The 17369-nt window shown below is 69.3% G+C and carries 14 protein-coding genes; 3 read left to right on the top strand and 11 right to left on the bottom strand.

Translation table 11 applies throughout. The annotated features are described in order from the left end of the window. Window positions 1–158 precede the first annotated feature (158 nt). The gene (locus AB0C30_RS21160; RefSeq protein ID WP_357946291.1) at window positions 159–2003 is read left to right on the top strand and encodes a serine hydrolase domain-containing protein; all 1845 of its coding nucleotides are present in this window, start codon (window positions 159–161) and stop codon (window positions 2001–2003) included. Between the two features lie 50 nt (window positions 2004–2053). Here AB0C30_RS21160 and AB0C30_RS21155 read toward each other — a convergent pair whose 3' ends face one another. The 8 genes from AB0C30_RS21155 to AB0C30_RS21120 all read right to left on the bottom strand — a co-directional run bounded on the left by AB0C30_RS21155 (window position 2054) and on the right by AB0C30_RS21120 (window position 11577). Next, window positions 2054–3397 (bottom strand): MFS transporter, encoded by a 1344-nt coding sequence (locus tag AB0C30_RS21155; protein ID WP_357946288.1) that lies wholly within the window; start codon window positions 3395–3397, stop codon window positions 2054–2056. A 371-nt stretch (window positions 3398–3768) separates the two neighbouring features. Then, window positions 3769–5304, bottom strand: a complete 1536-nt coding sequence (locus AB0C30_RS21150) for an AMP-binding protein (protein ID WP_357946286.1) — start codon at window positions 5302–5304, stop codon at window positions 3769–3771. Window positions 5305–5412: 108 nt separating this feature from the next. After that, window positions 5413–6009, bottom strand: coding sequence for a hypothetical protein (locus tag AB0C30_RS21145; protein WP_357946284.1), 597 nt, complete (start codon window positions 6007–6009; stop codon window positions 5413–5415). 133 nt (window positions 6010–6142) lie between these two features. Then, a complete protein-coding gene (locus tag AB0C30_RS21140) occupies window positions 6143–6967 on the bottom strand; it encodes a MetQ/NlpA family ABC transporter substrate-binding protein (RefSeq protein ID WP_357946281.1) in 825 nt (274 codons plus the stop codon). A 9-nt stretch (window positions 6968–6976) separates the two neighbouring features. Further along, a complete protein-coding gene (locus tag AB0C30_RS21135; RefSeq protein ID WP_357946278.1) occupies window positions 6977–7633 on the bottom strand; it encodes a methionine ABC transporter permease in 657 nt (218 codons plus the stop codon). Between the two features lie 268 nt (window positions 7634–7901). Continuing rightward, entirely contained in the window at window positions 7902–8846 is a 945-nt protein-coding gene (locus AB0C30_RS21130; RefSeq protein WP_357946275.1) for an ATP-binding cassette domain-containing protein, read from the bottom strand. A gap of 276 nt (window positions 8847–9122) precedes the next feature. Next, window positions 9123–10418: an alpha-amylase family glycosyl hydrolase gene (locus tag AB0C30_RS21125; RefSeq protein WP_357946272.1), complete on the bottom strand. Its 1296-nt coding sequence runs from the start codon at window positions 10416–10418 to the stop codon at window positions 9123–9125. Continuing rightward, on the bottom strand, window positions 10402–11577 hold the full coding sequence (locus tag AB0C30_RS21120) for an FUSC family protein (RefSeq protein ID WP_357946269.1): 1176 nt from the start codon (window positions 11575–11577) through the stop codon (window positions 10402–10404). Before AB0C30_RS21120 ends, AB0C30_RS21125 begins: the two co-directional genes overlap by 17 nt. Window positions 11578–11687: 110 nt before the next feature. On the opposite strand from AB0C30_RS21120, the gene AB0C30_RS21115 reads away from it, so the two are divergent. Continuing rightward, window positions 11688–12128, top strand: coding sequence for a MarR family transcriptional regulator (locus AB0C30_RS21115; RefSeq protein ID WP_357946266.1), 441 nt, complete (start codon window positions 11688–11690; stop codon window positions 12126–12128). A 93-nt stretch (window positions 12129–12221) separates the two neighbouring features. On the opposite strand, the gene AB0C30_RS21110 is transcribed toward AB0C30_RS21115, so the two are convergent. Continuing rightward, window positions 12222–13094, bottom strand: a complete 873-nt coding sequence (locus tag AB0C30_RS21110; RefSeq protein WP_357946263.1) for a helix-turn-helix domain-containing protein — start codon at window positions 13092–13094, stop codon at window positions 12222–12224. Here AB0C30_RS21110 and AB0C30_RS21105 point away from each other — a divergent pair. Further along, window positions 13093–13635, top strand: a complete 543-nt coding sequence (locus tag AB0C30_RS21105; protein ID WP_357946261.1) for a TIGR03086 family metal-binding protein — start codon at window positions 13093–13095, stop codon at window positions 13633–13635. The genes AB0C30_RS21110 and AB0C30_RS21105 overlap by 2 nt on opposite strands. 96 nt (window positions 13636–13731) lie before the next feature. Here the strand turns inward: AB0C30_RS21105 and AB0C30_RS21100 are convergent, their stop codons facing one another. Both AB0C30_RS21100 and lon read right to left on the bottom strand, forming a co-directional pair. After that, window positions 13732–14880 (bottom strand): Fic family protein, encoded by a 1149-nt coding sequence (locus AB0C30_RS21100; protein WP_357946259.1) that lies wholly within the window; start codon window positions 14878–14880, stop codon window positions 13732–13734. A gap of 108 nt (window positions 14881–14988) precedes the next feature. Then, complete coding sequence (gene lon / locus AB0C30_RS21095; RefSeq protein WP_357946256.1) at window positions 14989–17349, bottom strand: endopeptidase La; 2361 nt, start codon at window positions 17347–17349, stop codon at window positions 14989–14991. Window positions 17350–17369 lie beyond the last annotated feature (20 nt).

Here is a 17369-nt window from a genome sequence, read left to right as displayed (position 1 = left end):
GTAGCCAGGGCGGCGGCGCGCCACCTCATACCAGCGTCGGTGCCGGACGCCGGGCCGTCTCCCACTTTCGTCGGAGACGGCTATGGCCGCGATGGCGATGCGGCCGCCCCCTCGCCGGCCGCACCGTGGATGGCCTCGACAGGGTGAGGAGTCGTCCCGTGTATGTCTTCCGTTCGATGCTCGTCGCGGTGTGCGCGGCGCTGACGATCCTCGTGCCGCGTCCCGCCGCGGCAGCTACCGATATTCCGGACGAACGTGCTCTGGCAGCCTTCTTCGACGCCGCGGTGGCGGACGTGCTGGCGGCCAACCACGTGCCGGGCGCGGTCGTCTCGGTCGTGGGCGGCGGGAAGATCCTCTTCAGCAAGGGGTACGGACTGGCCGACGTCGAGAACCGCAGGCCCTTCGACCCCGGCACCTCAATGGTCCGGATCGCCTCGATCACCAAGCTGTTCACCTGGACCGCGGTGATGCAGCAGGTCCAGCGCGGCAGGCTGGACCTGAAGGCGGACGTGAACCGCTACCTCACCGCGTTCCGGATCCCCGCGACCTACCCCCGGCCGATCACACTGCAGGACCTGATGGACCACACGGCCGGATTCGAGGACCGCACGATCGGCGTGGGGGCGCGGAGCAAGGACGACGTGCCACCCTTGGGGGACTATCTCGCCGACAACATGCCCGCGCGGGTGCGCCCGCCCGGCGAGGTGTCGGCGTACTCGAACTATGGGGCGGCGCTGGCCGGATACATCGTGTCGCGGGTGAGCGGGCAGCCGTACGACGAGTACATACGCGACCACATCCTCGACCCGCTCGCGATGCGGCACAGCACGGCCGCCGAGCCCGTCCCCGCCCCCTTGGCCGCGGATCTGGCGCGCAGCTACGACTACGAGGGCGGGGCGTACCGGCGCAAGCCGTTCGTCTTCGACAACCTCGCCCCCGACGGGTCGATCAGCGCCACCGCGAACGACATGGCCCACTTCATGATCGCCCACCTGCGGGACGGACGCTTCGGCGACCAGCGCATCCTCGACGAGCCCACGGGCCGGCTCATGCACCGGCGGACGTTCGCGGCCGATCCGCGCATCGACGGGTACGCCCACGGGTTCAAGGAGCAGACGCTCGACGGGCATCGCGTGATCATGCACGACGGCGGCTGGGAGCGCTTCGAGAGCGCGTTGCTGCTGGTGCCCGACGCCGACCTCGGCCTGTTCATCTCCACCAACAGTCCGGGCGGGACCGACGCCGCCACCAAGATCATTCCTGCCTTCTTCGACCGCTTCCTGCCCGGAAAGCGCGCCGTGCCCGACGGCGGCGCTCCCGTCATGCCTGTCGAAGGCTTCTACAAGCCCACCCGGTCCGCCGAGTCCAGCATCGAGAAGGTGGTCGCCCTGACCAGTTCCACCCGGCTGCGGGTGGAGGGCGGGAAGCTCGTCTTCGGGGGCTCGACGTGGAGCCCGCTGGGGCCCGGGCTTTATCAGCAGGACGGCGGCACGCGGCGGCTGGCGCTGGTGACCGGTGGAAGCGGTGTCGCGTACGTGGCCACGGACGGCCCCGCCTACCAACGCGTCCCCTGGTGGGACACCCCGCCGGTCAACGTCGTCATCGTCCTGTTGTTCGCCGTCACCGCCCTGACCGCCGTGCTCGGCCTGCCGGTGGCCGCTGTGGTCCGCCTGGTCAAGAAGCGTCCCGTTCCGCGTGCCTGGCGCACCGGGCGTGTCCTGGCCGGGCTCGCCGCCGCCGTCGGGCTGGTGTTCGTGGTGCTGTTCACGCTGGTCCTGACCGGCGACACGAGCATCCTGTACGGCGTGCCGGCCACCGTCCAGGTCCTCCTGGTGCTGCCGCTGCTGGTCCTCGCACTCACCGTCGCCGGGGTCGCCACCACCGTGAGGGCCTGGCGGCGCGCGGGCGTCCTGGCCCGCGGCCACCAGGTGGTCGTGCTGGCGGGACTGCTCGCCCTCCTCTGGTTCTGCCAGCACTGGAACCTGCTCGGCTGGCACCTGTGATCACTCGACCGCCTGGCTCAGCGGCTGCTGGACCGCCGTCAGGACCGCCGCTAGCGCGCGAGCCGGGCCGCCTCCACCTTGGCCGCGTCGCGCTCGGGGTTCACCACCAGGGCGAACAGCAGCCCGCCCACGATGGCGATGCCGCCCATCAGCGCGAAGACCGTGGTGTAGCCCTCGGCGAGCGCACCCGTCGCCCGCGCGCTGTCCAGCACGCGGCCCGTGAGCAACGGCCCGCCGGCCGCCACGATGCCGGTCACGGCCAGTCCGATCGACAGGATGCTCCTCTGCTGGCCCACCGGCGCTATCTGCACGAGAGCCGGGTTGGTCATGGCGTTGACGGTCATGGCCAGCCCGTAGCCCAGCATCAGCAGGCCCATCGGGAACGCCACTCCGGAGGCGAGGGGCAGAGCCGCGAGGAAGACCCCGCCCAGCCCCAGCACCGCGCCGCCCATCAACCCTCGGGCGCGACGGGCCGTCGTCCCCCGCTTGAGCAGCCGGTCGCTCCAGGCGCCGCACCCGTACAGGAACACCATGGCGGCGATGCTCGGCACGCCGAACAGCGAGCCCGCCGTCACCGCGGAGAACCCCAGGCCCAGCTGGAAGTAGGAGGGCAGCCAGGTGAGGACCACGATCGCGATCATCGCGGCGGCGCTGTTGGCGATCACGAACCCGGCGAAGGTGCCGGTCAGCAGGATGGCGCGGACGGGCGCGCGCGGTCCGGACGCCGCCGGAGCCTCCGGCCGCGCTTTGGTGGTGACCGCCTGGCTGTAGGGCCCTTCCCGCCCGATGAACAGCCAGCCCACGGCCCAGAGCAGGCCGAGGATCGCGACGGCGAGGAACCCCGCCTCCCAGCTGAAGGCGGCGATGATGAGCGCCAGCGGCGGGGCGAAGAGCAGCTTGCCGAACGAGGCCCCGGTCGTCAGCAGCGCCGTGGGCAGGCCACGCCGTTCGTTCGGCCACCAGCTGTACGCGGTCGCGTACGCCGTCGGCGTCGCGGGCCCCTCGGCCAGGCCGAGCAGGAACCGCGTCGCCAGGAGCAGTCCTCCTGACGCGGCGAAGAAGACGGGCAGCTGGAGCAGGCACCAGATGAGGACGACGGTGAAGAGGGTCGTCTTGACGGGCAGCCTGTCGGCCACCAGCGCGTACAGGAACACCGAGAGCGGGCCGAGCAGGCCCGCGGCGCTGCTGATGGCCCCGAACTCGGCCGCCGTGAGCCCCAGGTCGGCCATGGCCGGCTGGGCGACGAGCCCGAGGATCGCCTTGTCGAGGTAGGCGATCAGCATGACGCCGACCAGCATCACCGTCATGCCCCAGGCCACGACTGGACGGGTTTTGCCCGCCGTGGCCGGTGCGGTGATCGGTTCGGGCTGCAAGGGGACGCTCTCGCTCACCATGATGGGTTCCTTCCGGGGGCGAAGGAGAAATGGGGGAAGTGAACCGGGCCATCCGCTCTCGAGAATGCGGAAGTCCGATGTGGCGACTTGGTACGTGAGGGGGGGTCGGGCTGCTTCGGCAGCCGAGCTGCGGCTTCGGGGGAGCTCCGCGATGGGGCTGCTCTCGGAAGCGGCGTGGGGAGAGATAGGTGGAGCCGCGGTTAATTTAGACGAAACACGTCTGCAATAAGCAAGCTAGGTCGTCTCCCCAGCGGTGTCAATGGCGCGGCAGCGCCCGTTCGGCGGCGGGCGCGCGGTCGATCTTTAGCCGGACCTTGACAGAAAGTGGCCGGTCAGAGGTCAACTACGCGCGCTCGGCGCGGGCGCGGGGCCTACGCGCCGGTGGGCCAGTACTCGTCCTTCAGCAACCGCTTGTAGAGCTTGCCCGTGGGGTGGCGCGGAAGCTCCACGCGGAAGTCCACCGACTTGGGACACTTGTAGTGGGCCAGTCGCGCCCGGCAATACTCGATCAGCTCCGCCTCCAGCTCCGGCCCCGCCTCGGCCATCGACGCCGGCTGCACCACGGCCTTGACCTGCTCGCCCATCTCCTCGTCCGGCACTCCGAAGACGGCCACGTCGGCGACCTTCGGGTGCAGGCACAGGATGTTCTCCGCCTCCTGCGGGTAGATGTTCACGCCGCCCGAGATGATCATGTACGAGCGGCGGTCCGTGAGGTAGAGGAAGCCGTCGGCGTCCAGGTAGCCGATGTCGCCGAGCGTGGTCCAGCCCCTCCCCTGCGGGTCCTGGACGGAGCGGGTCTTGTCCGGGTCGCCGTGGTATTCGAAGCGGGTGGAGCTGTCGAAGTAGATCGTGCCGTGCTCGCCGGCCGGCAGTTCATTGCCGTCCTCATCGCAGACGCGCACGGTGCCGAGCAGCGAGCGGCCGACGGTGCCCCGGTGCTCCAGCCAGTCCTGCGAGCCGGTGTAGAGGAAGCCGTTGCCCTCGGTACCCGCGTAGTACTCGTGGATGATCGGGCCCCACCAGGCGATCATCTGCTCCTTGACGGGGATGGGGCAGGGGGCGGCCGCGTGGATGGCGCACTGCAGGGACGACAGGTCGTACTTTTTCCGGATCTCGGCGGGCAGTTTGAGCATCTTGATGAACATGGTCGGGACGAGCTGCGAATGCGTCACCCCGTACTTCTCGACCAGCTCCAGATAGCGTTCGGGATCGAAGCGCTCCATCACCACGATCGTCGCGCCGAGCCGCTGGAAGCTCAGGCAGTAGCGCAGCGGCGCGGCGTGGTAGAGCGGCGCGGGCGACAGATAGACGCTGTCGGCCGTCGGCGCGAACAGGCCCTGGATGAGCTGGAGCAGCATGTTCGGCTCCGTCAGCGGTGTACGCGGCAGAGGGGGCTTGACGCCCTTGGGCCTGCCGGTGGTGCCGGAGGAGTAGAGCATGTCGGAGCCCTGGCACTCGTCGGCGATCGGCGTGGCCGGCTGACCCGCCACCGCCTGCTCGTAGGAGTCGTAGCCCTCGGCGGCGCCGTCCAGCATGAGGCGCAGCTCGACACCGGGCGTCACGGCGGTGATCGAAGTGGCGACCTCCGCCAGGCTGGCGTCCGAGATGAACACCCGGGCGCCGCAGTTGTTCACGATGTACGCGAGCTCGTCGGTGCCCAGCCGGGAGCTGATCGCCGTGTAGTACAGGCCCGACCGCTGCGCCGCCCAGGCGATGGCCAGGAAGAGGGGATGGTTGGGGAGCATGAAGGCGACGTGGTCACCCGGCCGTAGCCCGGCGGCGCGGAACAGGTGGGCCAGCCGGTTCGACTCCTCGTCCAGCTGCCGGTAGGTGACGACCTGGCCGGAGCCGGCCATGATCACAGCGGGCTTGTCGGGGGTGACGGCCGCGATGGCTCCCGGGTACATGACCGAACACTATTCGGGAACGTGCGCGCAATGCCAGCGATCCCGGAAGGCCCGGTGAATACGGCGAAGCCGCGATCTCAGCGTCGAGATCGCGGCTCCGCGTTCTGCTCAGGCGGCGTGATACACGTCCTGCCACCCGGAGTGGAACCCTGTCGGTCCGTGCCGGTTGCCCCTGCTCACGTCCACAAAGATATGGGCGGCGTCCTTACCCGAGAAGGAGAACTCCTCGGGGTGCCTGCCGCACGTGGAGAAGGACTTGAACGACGCGTGACCGTCGCTGCCGACGACCTTGAAGGTCTCCCACGCGCACTTGTTGTGGCCCCACCACTTGTAGTTGGTGAGAGTGCTGTCGACGGTGAAGAAGTAGCTGAACCGCCACTCCCACACGCGCTTCTTGATCTTCTTGACGACGAACTCGCAGTGCTTCTTGTGCGTCTTCTTGTCGAAGGTGCACACCTTCGACTTGACGAAGAACGTCTTCCAGTGCCAGAACTTGAACCGCTTCTTGTCCACGCTCACGTGGCCTTCCGCCTTGGCCTTGTGATCGCTGGAGAAGTAGGGTCCCCAGCTCGCGTCGTAGAAGCTCGACGAGGTCGTGGCTGGAGTGGCGGTGGTGACGGTGGTGGCAGTGGCCGCTGCCGGTGCGCCGATGGCCACCACGGTGGTGGCTGCGACGCCGATCAGGATTCGCGAAACGAATCGCACGAGGGCCTCCTCGGGAGAGGTATTGCTGACCCAGCCTTCGTACGCCTGACCGATTGCCACGCACTTTCAACCGACTTAACACCAAAGGTGGCTGGATAAGAGGATTTTCCCGATCTTCCGGATTTATCGGCTATTATCCGGCAGCGATCACGGAACCGGCGTACTTCTGCTTGATGAATTCCTTGACCTTCGGGTCCTGAAGGAGCTTGCCCAAGGTCACGATATTCGCGTCCTTTTCATGCCCAGCGGCCACAACCAGCCCATTGACGTACGGGTTCCCCTCGGCCTTCTCCAGCACCAGGGCTTGCGAAGCGGGCTTGAGTCCGGCCTCGATGGCGTAGTTGCCGTTGATGACCGCGGCGTCGACGTCGTCGAGCGAGCGGGGCAGCTGCGCGGCCTCCAGCGGCTTGAACACCAGCTTCTTCGGGTTGTCGGTCACGTCACGCTCGGTCGCCGCGGTGCCGGCGCCGTCCTTGAGCTTGACCACGCCGTTGTCGGCGAGCAGCTTGAGCGCGCGGCCCAGGTTCGTGGCGTCGTTGGGCACGGCCACGGTGGCGCCCTGCGGCAGGGCGGCCAAGGCGGTCACCTTCTTGGAGTACAGCCCCAGCGGCTCAAGGTGCACCGGCGCCACGAAGCTCAGCTTGGTGCCCTTGGAGGCGTTGAAGTCGTCCAGGTAGGGCTTGTGCTGGAAGAAGTTCGCGTCCAGCTGGCCCTCACTGAGCTGTACGTTCGGCTGCACGTAGTCCGTGAACTCCACGATGTCCAGCTTCAGCCCGGCCGCCGGAGCCAGGTTCTGCTTGACGAAGTTCAGGATCTCGGCGTGCGGGACCGGGCTGGCGCCCACCTTCAGCACTGTGTCGGCCGACTCGGCGGTCTTGCTGGTCGCTCCCTGCGACGTTCCGCATGCGGCGAGCAACAGGGCAAGGGCAATAGCGCCCACAATGGTCCGAAATTTCATTGTTTTTCCTTACTTATGCGATAGCCGGCGGGCGACCAGGTCGCCCAGGCTCTGGATCAGCTGCACCAGCACGACGAGCAGCACGACAGTGACGATCATGAGCAGGGTCTCGAACCGCTGGTACCCGTACCTGACGGCGAGGTCCCCCAGCCCGCCCCCGCCGATGGTCCCGGCCATGGCGGAGTAGCCGATGAGCGCGACGACGGTGACGGTCACCGCGGCGACGAGGCCGGGCAGCGCCTCGGGCAGCAGCACCTTGCGCACGATCGTCGTACGACCGGCGCCCATCGCTTGAGCCGCCTGCACCACGTCGGCGCCCACCTCGCGCAGCGCCGTCTCCACCAGCCTGGCGAAGAACGGCACCGCCCCCACGGTGAGCGGCACGACCACGGCCGCGGTGCCGATGGTGGTGCCCACGACGAGCCGGGTGAAGGGAATGATGGCGATCATCAGCACGATGAACGGCAGCGACCGCCCCACATTCACCACGACGCCCAGCACCGACTTCAACGCCGGCACCGGCCGCAGCCCCCCGCGATCGAACACCACGAGCGCCACGCCCAGCGGCAGCCCGAACAGCACCGTGAAGAGGGCCGACCAGCCGACCATCTGCGCGGTCTGCCCGGCCGCCTCCCAGAGCAACGGCCCCATCTCATCCCAGGTCATGCCGACTCCTCCCCCGAAAACTCACGGACCGGGTCCTCCCCCGAAGACCCACGGGTCGGGTCCTCCCCCGAAGACCCACGAACCGGGTCCTCCTCCGAAAGCCAGGGATCGGGGCCTTTCCCGGAAAACCACGGACCGGGGCCAAGAAGGCGCACGTCACGGCGCTCAGCCACCTCCGCCGGAGGAGCGTGTCCCTGGACAGACGCCCGCCCCGGACGGCGGGTGGGGCCCACCGTGCTGTGCCGTACAAGAAGAATGTTGGTTTTCATCACGACACCAGCACCCCCCGCGAGCGCAGGAAGTCCAGCGCGCCGGCCTCCTCGCCCCCCGAGAAGGACACCCGCAGGCGGCCGACGGCGCCACCCGCGAGGTCCTCGATCGAGCCGCCCAGGATGTTCACGTCCACGTCGAACTTGCGCACCACCTCCGACACCACCGCCTGTCGCGGGTCGCCGGTGAAGGTGAGCGTGACCGAGCCCGCGGGCGCCGGTTCGGGCAGCGGGAAGATCTCGCGCGTCAGTCGCGATCCCGGCGTCCTGATCAGGTCGGCGATCGTGCCCGATTCCTCGACGCGGCCGTCCGACATGATGGCGACCGAGTCGCAGATGCTCTTGACGACGTTCATCTCGTGGGTGATCAGCAGGATCGTCAGGCCCAGCTCGGTGTTGAGCCGCTTGAGCAGGGCCAGGATCGACTGCGTGGTGGCCGGGTCGAGCGCCGACGTGGCCTCGTCCGACAGCAGGACCGACGGGTTGCCCGCGAGTGCCCTGGCGATGCCGACGCGCTGCTTCTGCCCGCCTGAGAGCTGGTTCGGGCGGTCGCCGCCCCGCCCGCCGAGGCCGACCAGGTCGAGGAGTTCGGCGACGCGGCGTTCCCGCTCGGCCCTGGGCACGCCCATGACCTCCAGCGGGAAGGCGACGTTTCCGGCGACCGTGCGCGAGGAGAGCAGCGCGAAGTGCTGGTGGATCATGCCGATGCGCTGCCTGGCGCGGTTGAGCTCGCCGCTGCGCAGCGCGGTCAGGTCCTGTCCGGCGACGGTGACGGTGCCCGCGGTGGGGCGTTCGAGCAGGTTGACGCAGCGCAGGAGGGTGCTCTTGCCCGCACCGCTCTGACCGAGCACGCCGTAGATCTCACCTTCGCGTACGTGTATGTCGACGCCGTCGAGAGCGACGGTGTTCCCGTACACCTTGCGCAGGCCGGACGCCTGAATCACGAAAAATCCCCACCACTAAGAGCGGCAGCACGCCGCTGAAATCGACATCAACATCGTTGGAGGGCCCGCGGGCGGGCGGTCTAACGGGTGCCGGGGTGGAAGGGCAGGTGGCTCAACCTGCGCAGCACGAAACTGGGAGTAAGCATGGGTGACCTTCGAGGAGGGACGGCTGGTTAGCGGACCTGGCAGCCCATAGCGGACATTCGCCCCATACAGCAACATCCGGCGCCGCTGCGGGCGCTCTGGTCTGTCACGTATGCCTCGTTCACGCCATTGTTAACGGCCTGACTGCTTCCCGCTATTCCCTACTTCCTCGGTGACCTGCGTCACGACACTCCAGCTGTGCGCCGGGACGACGGCCGGATCGATCACGCCGTGCCGCGGCTCGGCCGGGTCGGCCCGGCCGATCGGGAAGTGGTGCGGCTGGTCGCCGAGGTTCAGCAGCGTGACGATCTCCGTCCCGTCGCCGCCGCCGTCGCGCGGGCGGGAGCGAAGGGCCACGGCCGTGTTGGTCAGGTGCTCGGCGGTGGTACGGGCTCTGACCAGCCACGGGTGGCGCCTGCGCAGGCCGATGAGCCGCTGGTGCAACCGGTAGACCTCGATCCCGTCCGGGGCGAGGCCGCCGGGCTCCGCCGGGAACTCCGGCCTGATCGCGTCGTCACCACCCGCCCGCTCCTCCTTCAGTCCCTGGAACGCCTGCTCGTCGCCGTAGTAGACGCTCGGCAGGCCGCCGACGGTGAAGAGCACGGCCAGGGCGTGGCCGAGGTGGAGGGGATTCTCGAGGCGGGTGGCGAGCCTGGTGACGTCGTGGTTCCCGACGAAGGTGAGGGGGACGAAGCTGTCCAGCAATCCGTCGTGGCGGTCGAGGGCCCAGGCCAGCTCGAAGAGGTTCCGGTCGTTCAGGGAGCTCCAGATGGCCTTCCACAGCTCGTACTGGGTGACGGAGTCGAGCCCCGACTCGGCGACATATCCGGCATAGTCGCCGTGGATCACCTCGCCGCCGAACCACGCCTCCGGGTGCCGCGCCCGCACCTCGGGCAGCACCTCCCGCCAGAACGACGCCGGCACGGCATAGGCCGCGTCGAGCCGCCAGCCCGCCGCGCCGCGGTCGAGCCAGTGGTTCAGTACGGCGGCGACGTGGTCTCGCACGGCCGGTTCGGCGTGGTCGAGCGCGATAAGCCCCGGATGCCCTTCGAACACCTCGTAGCCGTCGGGCCCCCTCCTGAACCATCGCTCGTCCGCCTGGAACGACCGGCCGACGTGGTTGAACACGCCGTCGAGGATGATCCGGAGCCCGCGCCGCCGCGCCTCGGCGACGAGGGAGTCGAAGTCGGCGTCGTCACCGAGGCGCGGGTCGATCCTGAAGTGATCGACGGTGTCGTAGCCGTGGGTCTCGGCGGCGAAGATCGGCCCGAGCTGCAGCCCCGAGCAGCCGAGCTCCACGACATAGTCCAGCCACGCCTCCAGGTGGCGCAGCCGGTGCCGCACACCCTCCTGGGCGGTGGCCGGCGCTCCGGTGAAGCCGAGCGGGTAGACCTGCCACCAGATCGCATGGTCAGTCCACGATGGCACGTACGCTCCTCTCCCGGCGTACTGTCCAGGGTAGATAGCCGATCCCCAGAGCCAGCACGCAGCCTATGGCCGTGTCCGCCAGCCGGTACCCGATCGTGGCGGGGGCCACTCTTCCGCCGCCCTCCATGAGCAGCAGGACGAGCGGCGTCATGACGGTCGCGTACAGGGTGTACTGGCGATCCTTGAGCACCGGGCGGACCGCGGCCAGTACTGAGACGAGCAGCACGAACAGCCACGACGGCGGCACCCACAGCAGCACGGCGGACCCGGCCAGCACTCCGGCGGCGGTGCCCGCGGCCCGCTCGATCGCCCGCCGCAGCGCGCCGTCCAGCTGTCGCCTGACCACGATCACGACGGTGACGGCGATCCAGGAGGCGTTCGGCTGCGGCCACACCAGGCCGATGACCTCCGCGGCGGCCAGGCAGGTGGTCAGGCGGATGGCGTACTGCCAGCCGCGCACGGTCCCGAGCGTCCGCCACCAGCGCTTCAGAAGCGCTCTGCTCGAGGATGTGCGTTCCCTTTGGGGTGGTCGTCGCGTTCGGGCGCCCACCGCGGTGGGCGGTGTGGTGGGCGGTGCAGCGGGAGGTGCAGTGGCTGGCGCGGTGGGCAGTGCCGTGGGCAGTGCCGTGACGAGGGCCGTGACCAGTAGGCCCCAGATCGCCCCTTCGGCGAGCAGTACGGCGGCGGCGACGGGAGCGGCGCCCTGGGCGCCCAGGCCGGTCGTGATGACCATGAAGACGATGAAGCGCGTGGTGTGCTCGGCCATGGGGCGGCTCATCCCGCCCACCACCGCCACCACAGCAGCGACGAGCACGACGGTCACCGCCGTGATCCAGCCGTGCCCGCCAGCGATGACACCGACGAGCCCCGCCCCGGTCGTGGCCACCAGTGCGTAACCTCCGCGCACCAGCCCCTCAGCCAAAGAGGCGCCCCTGGTGGGTGCGGCGACGCCGTCGGCGCGTGTCATGCCCGCCAAGCCTCCGCCCACGGAGACTCCGCTCACCACCGCCCGGCCTCCGCTCAGGGAAACTCCGCTCACGGCGAGGGCGCCGATGGCGGCCAGCGCGCCCAGGTCGGGATGTCCGGCGGCGACACCCCACGCGACCGGCCCGCCGAGCCCCAGCGCGGCGGCGATCATACGTCGCGTCTCGATCCCCACGTCGACACCTCCCGACGCGGGAGCCTAGCACCATCTATACGCATTGCGTAGTAAATATCACGTGAACACCAAGTGCAGACGGACATTTAGTAAGTGCTACCGTAATAATCATGGACGATGCGGAACTACGAGCCACGGCCGTGTCACTCCGCCGCGCAGCCGTCGGCCTGGCGCGGCGCCTGCGCGAGGAGCGCCCCGCACACGGCCTCGGCGCCCTGGCCCTCTCGCTGCTCGGCCACCTGCACCGGCGCGGCGCCATGACCGCCGGAGAGCTGGCATCGGCCGAACATCTGCAACCCCAGTCCGTCACCCGCGTCCTGGCCGCGCTGGACGAACAGGGCCTGATCCGCCGCTCCCGCGACGAGGACGACCGCCGCCGGCACCAGATCGTCCTCACCGAACGCGGCACCGCGATCCTCACCGAGCAGGCCGGCACCACGGACGTGTGGCTGGCCGAGGCGATGGCCCAGCGGCTCACCCCGGCGGAGTGCCGCATCCTGGCCGTCGCCGCCGAACTACTCGACCAGCTGCACGCCTCTACCTCCCGATAAGACCAGCCGCCCGCCTCCACCTCCCGATAAGACCAGCCGCCCGCCTCCACCGCCCGCTCAGACCAACCGCCCGACTAGACCAACCGCGCGCCACTACCTCCCGGTCAGGGGAGAGGACTCTTGGCGGACGTGAGGATCAGGTGTATAGCCTCTGAGCCGGGCGTAGGCCGCGGGTGGCATGCCGACCGCGGCGGTGAAGTCTCGGGTCAGGTGCGCCTGGTCGGTGTAGCCGAGTTCGGTGGCCAGTGTGGCGAGATCGAGGCCCTGGTAGACGCGTTCCGCGGCCTCGTGCAGCCGGAAACGGCGGATCACCCACTTGGGGCCGATACCGACATAGTCCCGGAACAACCGCTGCAGCGAGCGCACCGACCGCCCCGAGTTGGCGGCCAGCTCGTCGACCCTGGTCATGGACACGTCGTCCTCCACCATCGCCACCAGCGCCGCGACCTCCTCGGCCAGCGGATCCGGTTCCGGCTCCTTACTCAGCAGGAACGTCTCGATTAGCGCTATAGCGGCCCGGGGGTCGGGTTCTGCCAGGACCCGCTCGACCAAGGTCGTGCCCGCCGCACCGAACATCTCGCCGATCTCCACGAAGCGGCTGGTCAGCTCGGAGACCGGGCCGCCGAGGAACGGCCGGAAGCCGCCGGGGCGGAAGCGCGTGCCGATCACTCGGCCGCTGCCCCGCATCGTGTACGAGAACCCGCCCCTGATCACTCCCGCGATCCGGTGGAAGTCCTGGGTGATGGTCATGTTCACGGTGGGATGGGAGACGATGCGCTGTTCGTACGGCTCGGGGAGGTCGGTCCAGGTGACGACCCAGAAGTGCTCCACATACGCCGAAATTTCGGGCAATGGCGCCTGGCGGGAGAAATTGAAGGCGTTGAGTCCCGCGTACGGGTCGACCCAGCCGCGCTGTCGCGTTTCTACAAGCCGCGCCTGCGGTGGGCGGGGCACCATGGCTGCCATGGACGACATGATGCCGCTGATGACGCGTGCCACCGAACGTGCCTCGGGATTGGTGGCCGCGGTGCGAGAGGAACAGTTCGGGTCACCGACGCCATGCGCGAAGTTCGACGTCAAAGAGTTGATCAACCACCTGGAGTGGGTGGCGGAGATGTTCGAGTCGCTGGCGGGCAAGGGGCCGCGCCTGGAGCAGGGGCCCTACGCGGGCGACTTCCCCGAGCGAGCGGAACGCACGCTCGCCGCCTGGTCACGGCGCGAGGCGTGGGAGGGGACCAGCCCCGACATGGGTATGCCGATGACCGCGCTGGCCCACATGTATCTCATCGACCTGGTCGTGCACGGCTGGGACCTGGCCAAGGCCACCGGTCAGGAGTACGAGCCGGAGCCCGAGGCCGTCACGCGGGCGCTGGACTTCACCGACCGGATGGTGGAGATGGGCAGGCAGCGCGGCGTCTTCGGGCCGCCGGCGGCGGTACCGGACGACGCCCCGGCGTTCGACCGCCTGCTGGGCCTCATCGGCCGGGATCCGGCCTGGACACCGTGATCTTCGGTTAGCCGGGGGTCTGCGGTCGGTCGGGGGTCTGCGGTCGGTCGGGGGCCCGCGATTGGTCGGCGGTCTGCGGGTGATGGGTCGGCCACGCTACGCGTTCGCGTCAGTCATCCGGCGGTAGGGGTCGCGCAGCGGGGTGACGCGTTCGGCGAAGTCGGCCTTGATCCTGGCCATCCGCGGACCGGGGGCGTAGAAGCGGCCCTTGGTCTCGCCGTACGGCTGGAGCCAGCCCTTGGCGGCAAGGTCGCGCAGGTCGCGGGCGGCCTGGCCCTGACTGAGCCCTTCGTCGGCCTGGTAGCGACTCCGGCGCAGACGCCTGTTGACGAACACCTCGTAGAGGGCGGAGACGCTCCGGCTGTTGAGACCGTCGGCGTCGACCTGCTCCTCCAGCAGCATCCAGATCTCCCCGGCCTCGCCGAGACGCTGGAGGACCCGCTGGGCCTGCATGTGATGCGCCTTTAGGCAGAAGCGCACCCACGGCAACGTGCTCCCGTGAGGGCTCCATCGCCGCCCGCCGACCTGGCCGAGCACGTCGTAGTAGTCGATGGTGGTGCGCTGCTGGCCGAGCCACTCCTCGATGGAGGAGAACTCCGGCAGCGTGATCTGGTCCCGGCCCAGGACGAGCGTCTGCAGCGCGCGGGACATCCGGCCGTTGCCGTCACGCCAGGGGTGGATCTTGACCAGGTTGAAGTGGGCCATGGCCGCCCGGACATAACTAGGGCAGTCCTGGTCACCGTCATTGAGCCACGCGACCAAGTCGTCCATCGCCCCCGGGACAAGGTCGGCGTCGGGGCCTTCGTAGACCACCTCGCCCGACTCGGAATCCCGGATGTAGATCCCACCCGGTCGGATCACGCCTGGTGTCTTGTTGCGATGGTGGCCGATCATCATGAAGTTGAGCGCGTTGAGCACGCCCACGTCGAATCGGAAGACCGGCGCCCGCGACAACGCCTGGATATAGGTCAGCGCCTGCTGGTAACCCGCGATCTCCCGTGTCACCGACGCCGACGTCTCCAGCGGCTCCTCCCCCGCCATGATCGACTCGATGTCCTCGACGCTGGCCCGGTAGCCCTCGATCGAGTTGGACCCTTGAATCGCCCGCGCCTGCAGTTGCCGGCGGAGCTGTCCGTCCCAACGGTGCGTCTCGGCCAGGCGATATTTCAAGTCTCGCCGCATATCTTCGATCTCCGCGAGCACGCCCTTGTCGGCGGCCTCCAATGCGGGTGTGCCGTACAGCATGAAGCCAGGAAAGCATGCACGAATCATTCAGTCAAACGAACGGATAATTCGTCCAAAAAGCCATCTGCCCCGCCGTACCGAAGTACGACGGGGCAGATGGGTGACAGGTCAGGCCGCGACCGTGGAGGCGACCTGAGCCGGCGTCAGGGCGATGTCGAGGACCTCGCGCACGTCGCTGACCGGGTGGATCGTCAGCTCGTTACGCACCTCCTCGGGCACGTCGTCCAGGTCCGGCTCGTTGCGGGCCGGGATGAGGACCGTGGTGATGCCCGCCCGGTGCGCCGCCAGCAGCTTCTGCTTGACGCCGCCGATCGGCAGCACCCGGCCGGTGAGGGAGATCTCACCGGTCATGGCCACGTCACTGCGTACCGTACGACCGGACAGTAGCGAGGCCAGCGCGGTCGTCAGCGTCACGCCCGCCGAAGGGCCGTCCTTGGGCACGGCGCCCGCGGGGAAGTGGACGTGGACCGAGCGGTCCTTGAACGCGGTGACCGGCAGCTCCAGCTCCGCGCCGTGCGAGCGCAGGTAGGAGAGCGCGATCCGGGCCGACTCCTTCATCACGTCGCCGAGCTGGCCGGTGAGCGTGAGCCCGGTCTCGCCGGTCTCCGGCTCGGCCAGCGACGCCTCGACGTAGAGGACGTCGCCGCCCGCTCCGGTGACCGCCAGGCCGGTCGCCACGCCGGGCACCGAGGTGCGCTGGGTGGCCTCCGGCAGCGACGACTCCGGCACGAACCTGGGGCGGCCGATGTAGCCGACCAGGTCGTCCTCGCCGACCGTGACGGGCAGCTCGTTCTTGGCCGCGACCTTGCGCAGGATGCGGGCGACCGAGCGCTCCAGGGACCGTACGCCGGCCTCCCGGGTGTATTCGGCGGCCAGCCTGCGCAGTGCCGCGTCCTCGACGCCCACCTCGTCGGCGGTCAGGCCGGCGAGGTCGAGCTGGCGGGGCAGCAGGTGGTCACGGGCGATCGCCACCTTCTCGTCCTCGGTATAGCCGTCGAGCGTGACGACCTCCATGCGGTCGAGCAGCGGCCCGGGGATGGCCTCCAGGACGTTGGCCGTCGCCAGGAACAGCACGTCGGACAGGTCCAGCTCGACCTCGAGGTAGTGGTCGCGGAACGTGTGGTTCTGCGCCGGGTCGAGCACTTCGAGCAGGGCCGCCGTCGGGTCGCCACGGTAGTCGGAGCCGACCTTGTCGACCTCGTCGAGCAGGACGACCGGGTTCATCGAACCGGCCTCGCGGATGGCGCGGACGATGCGGCCGGGCAGCGCGCCGACGTAGGTGCGCCGGTGACCGCGGATCTCCGCCTCGTCACGGACGCCGCCGAGCGCGACTCGGACGAACTTGCGGCCCATCGCCCGCGCGACGGACTCGCCCAGCGAGGTCTTGCCCACTCCGGGAGGCCCGGCGAGCGCGAGTACGGCGCCGCTGCGACGGCCGCCCACCACGCCGAAGCCCTTGTCCTGGCGGCGCTTGCGCACGGCCAGGTGCTCGATGACGCGGTCCTTCACGTCGGCGAGGCCGGTGTGGTCGGCGTCCAGCACCGCACGGGCGCCGGTGATGTCGTAGTTGTCCTCGGTCCGCTCGTTCCAGGGCAGGTCGAGAACGGTGTCGAGCCAGGTACGGATCCAGCCGGTCTCGGGAGACTGGTCGGACGTACGCTCCAGCTTGTCGACCTCCTTGAGCGCGGCCTCGCGCACCTTCTCCGGCAGGTCGGCGGCCTCGACGCGGGCCCGGTAGTCCTCTTCCTCGGTCTCGGTGGAGTCGCCGTTGAGCTCCTTGAGCTCCTTGCGGACCGCGGCGAGCTGCTGGCGCAGCAGGAACTCACGCTGCTGCTTGTCCATGCCCTCCTGGACGTCCTTGCGGATCGTCTCGGCGACATCGAGCTCGGCCAGGTGCTCGCGCGACCATTCGACCAGCCGGGCCAGCCGCTCGGCCGGGTCGGCGGCCTCAAGCAGCTCGACCTTCTGAGCCGTCGTCAGCCAAGGCGTGTAGCCGGAGCTGTCGGCCAGCACCGACGGGTCGTCGATCTGGTTGACCTGGTCGACCACCTGCCAGGCGCCGCGCTTCTGCAGGATCGTGGTGGCCAGGGCCTTGTACTCCTTGGCCAGCTCCTGGGCGCGCTCACCGGCGGCGACGGTGTCGATCGTGATGGCCTCCACCCAAAGGGCGGCGCCGGGGCCGGTCGTGCCGGTGCCGACGCGCACGCGGTCGACGCCGCGCACCACGGCGGCGGGCTCGCCACCGGGCAGCCTCCCGACCTGCTCGACAACAGCCTGCACGCCGACCGCGCCATAACGGCCATCGATCCGGGGAACGAGGAGGACCCGCGGCTTGTTGCCACCAGATGCCTGGGCCGCGTCTATGGCAGCCCGCACCTCGGAGTCGGACAGGTCCAGCGGAACCACCATGCCCGGCAGGACGACCTCGTCGTCCAGCGGCAGGACCGGGAGGATCAAGCTCTCACTCATACGAACTCCAAAGGGTTGAG

The organism is Nonomuraea sp. NPDC048901, from assembly GCF_040649695.1.
In the GTDB taxonomy this organism is placed as follows: Bacteria; Actinomycetota; Actinomycetes; order Streptosporangiales; family Streptosporangiaceae; genus Nonomuraea.
This window is presented reverse-complemented; position numbering and strand designations above follow the sequence as displayed.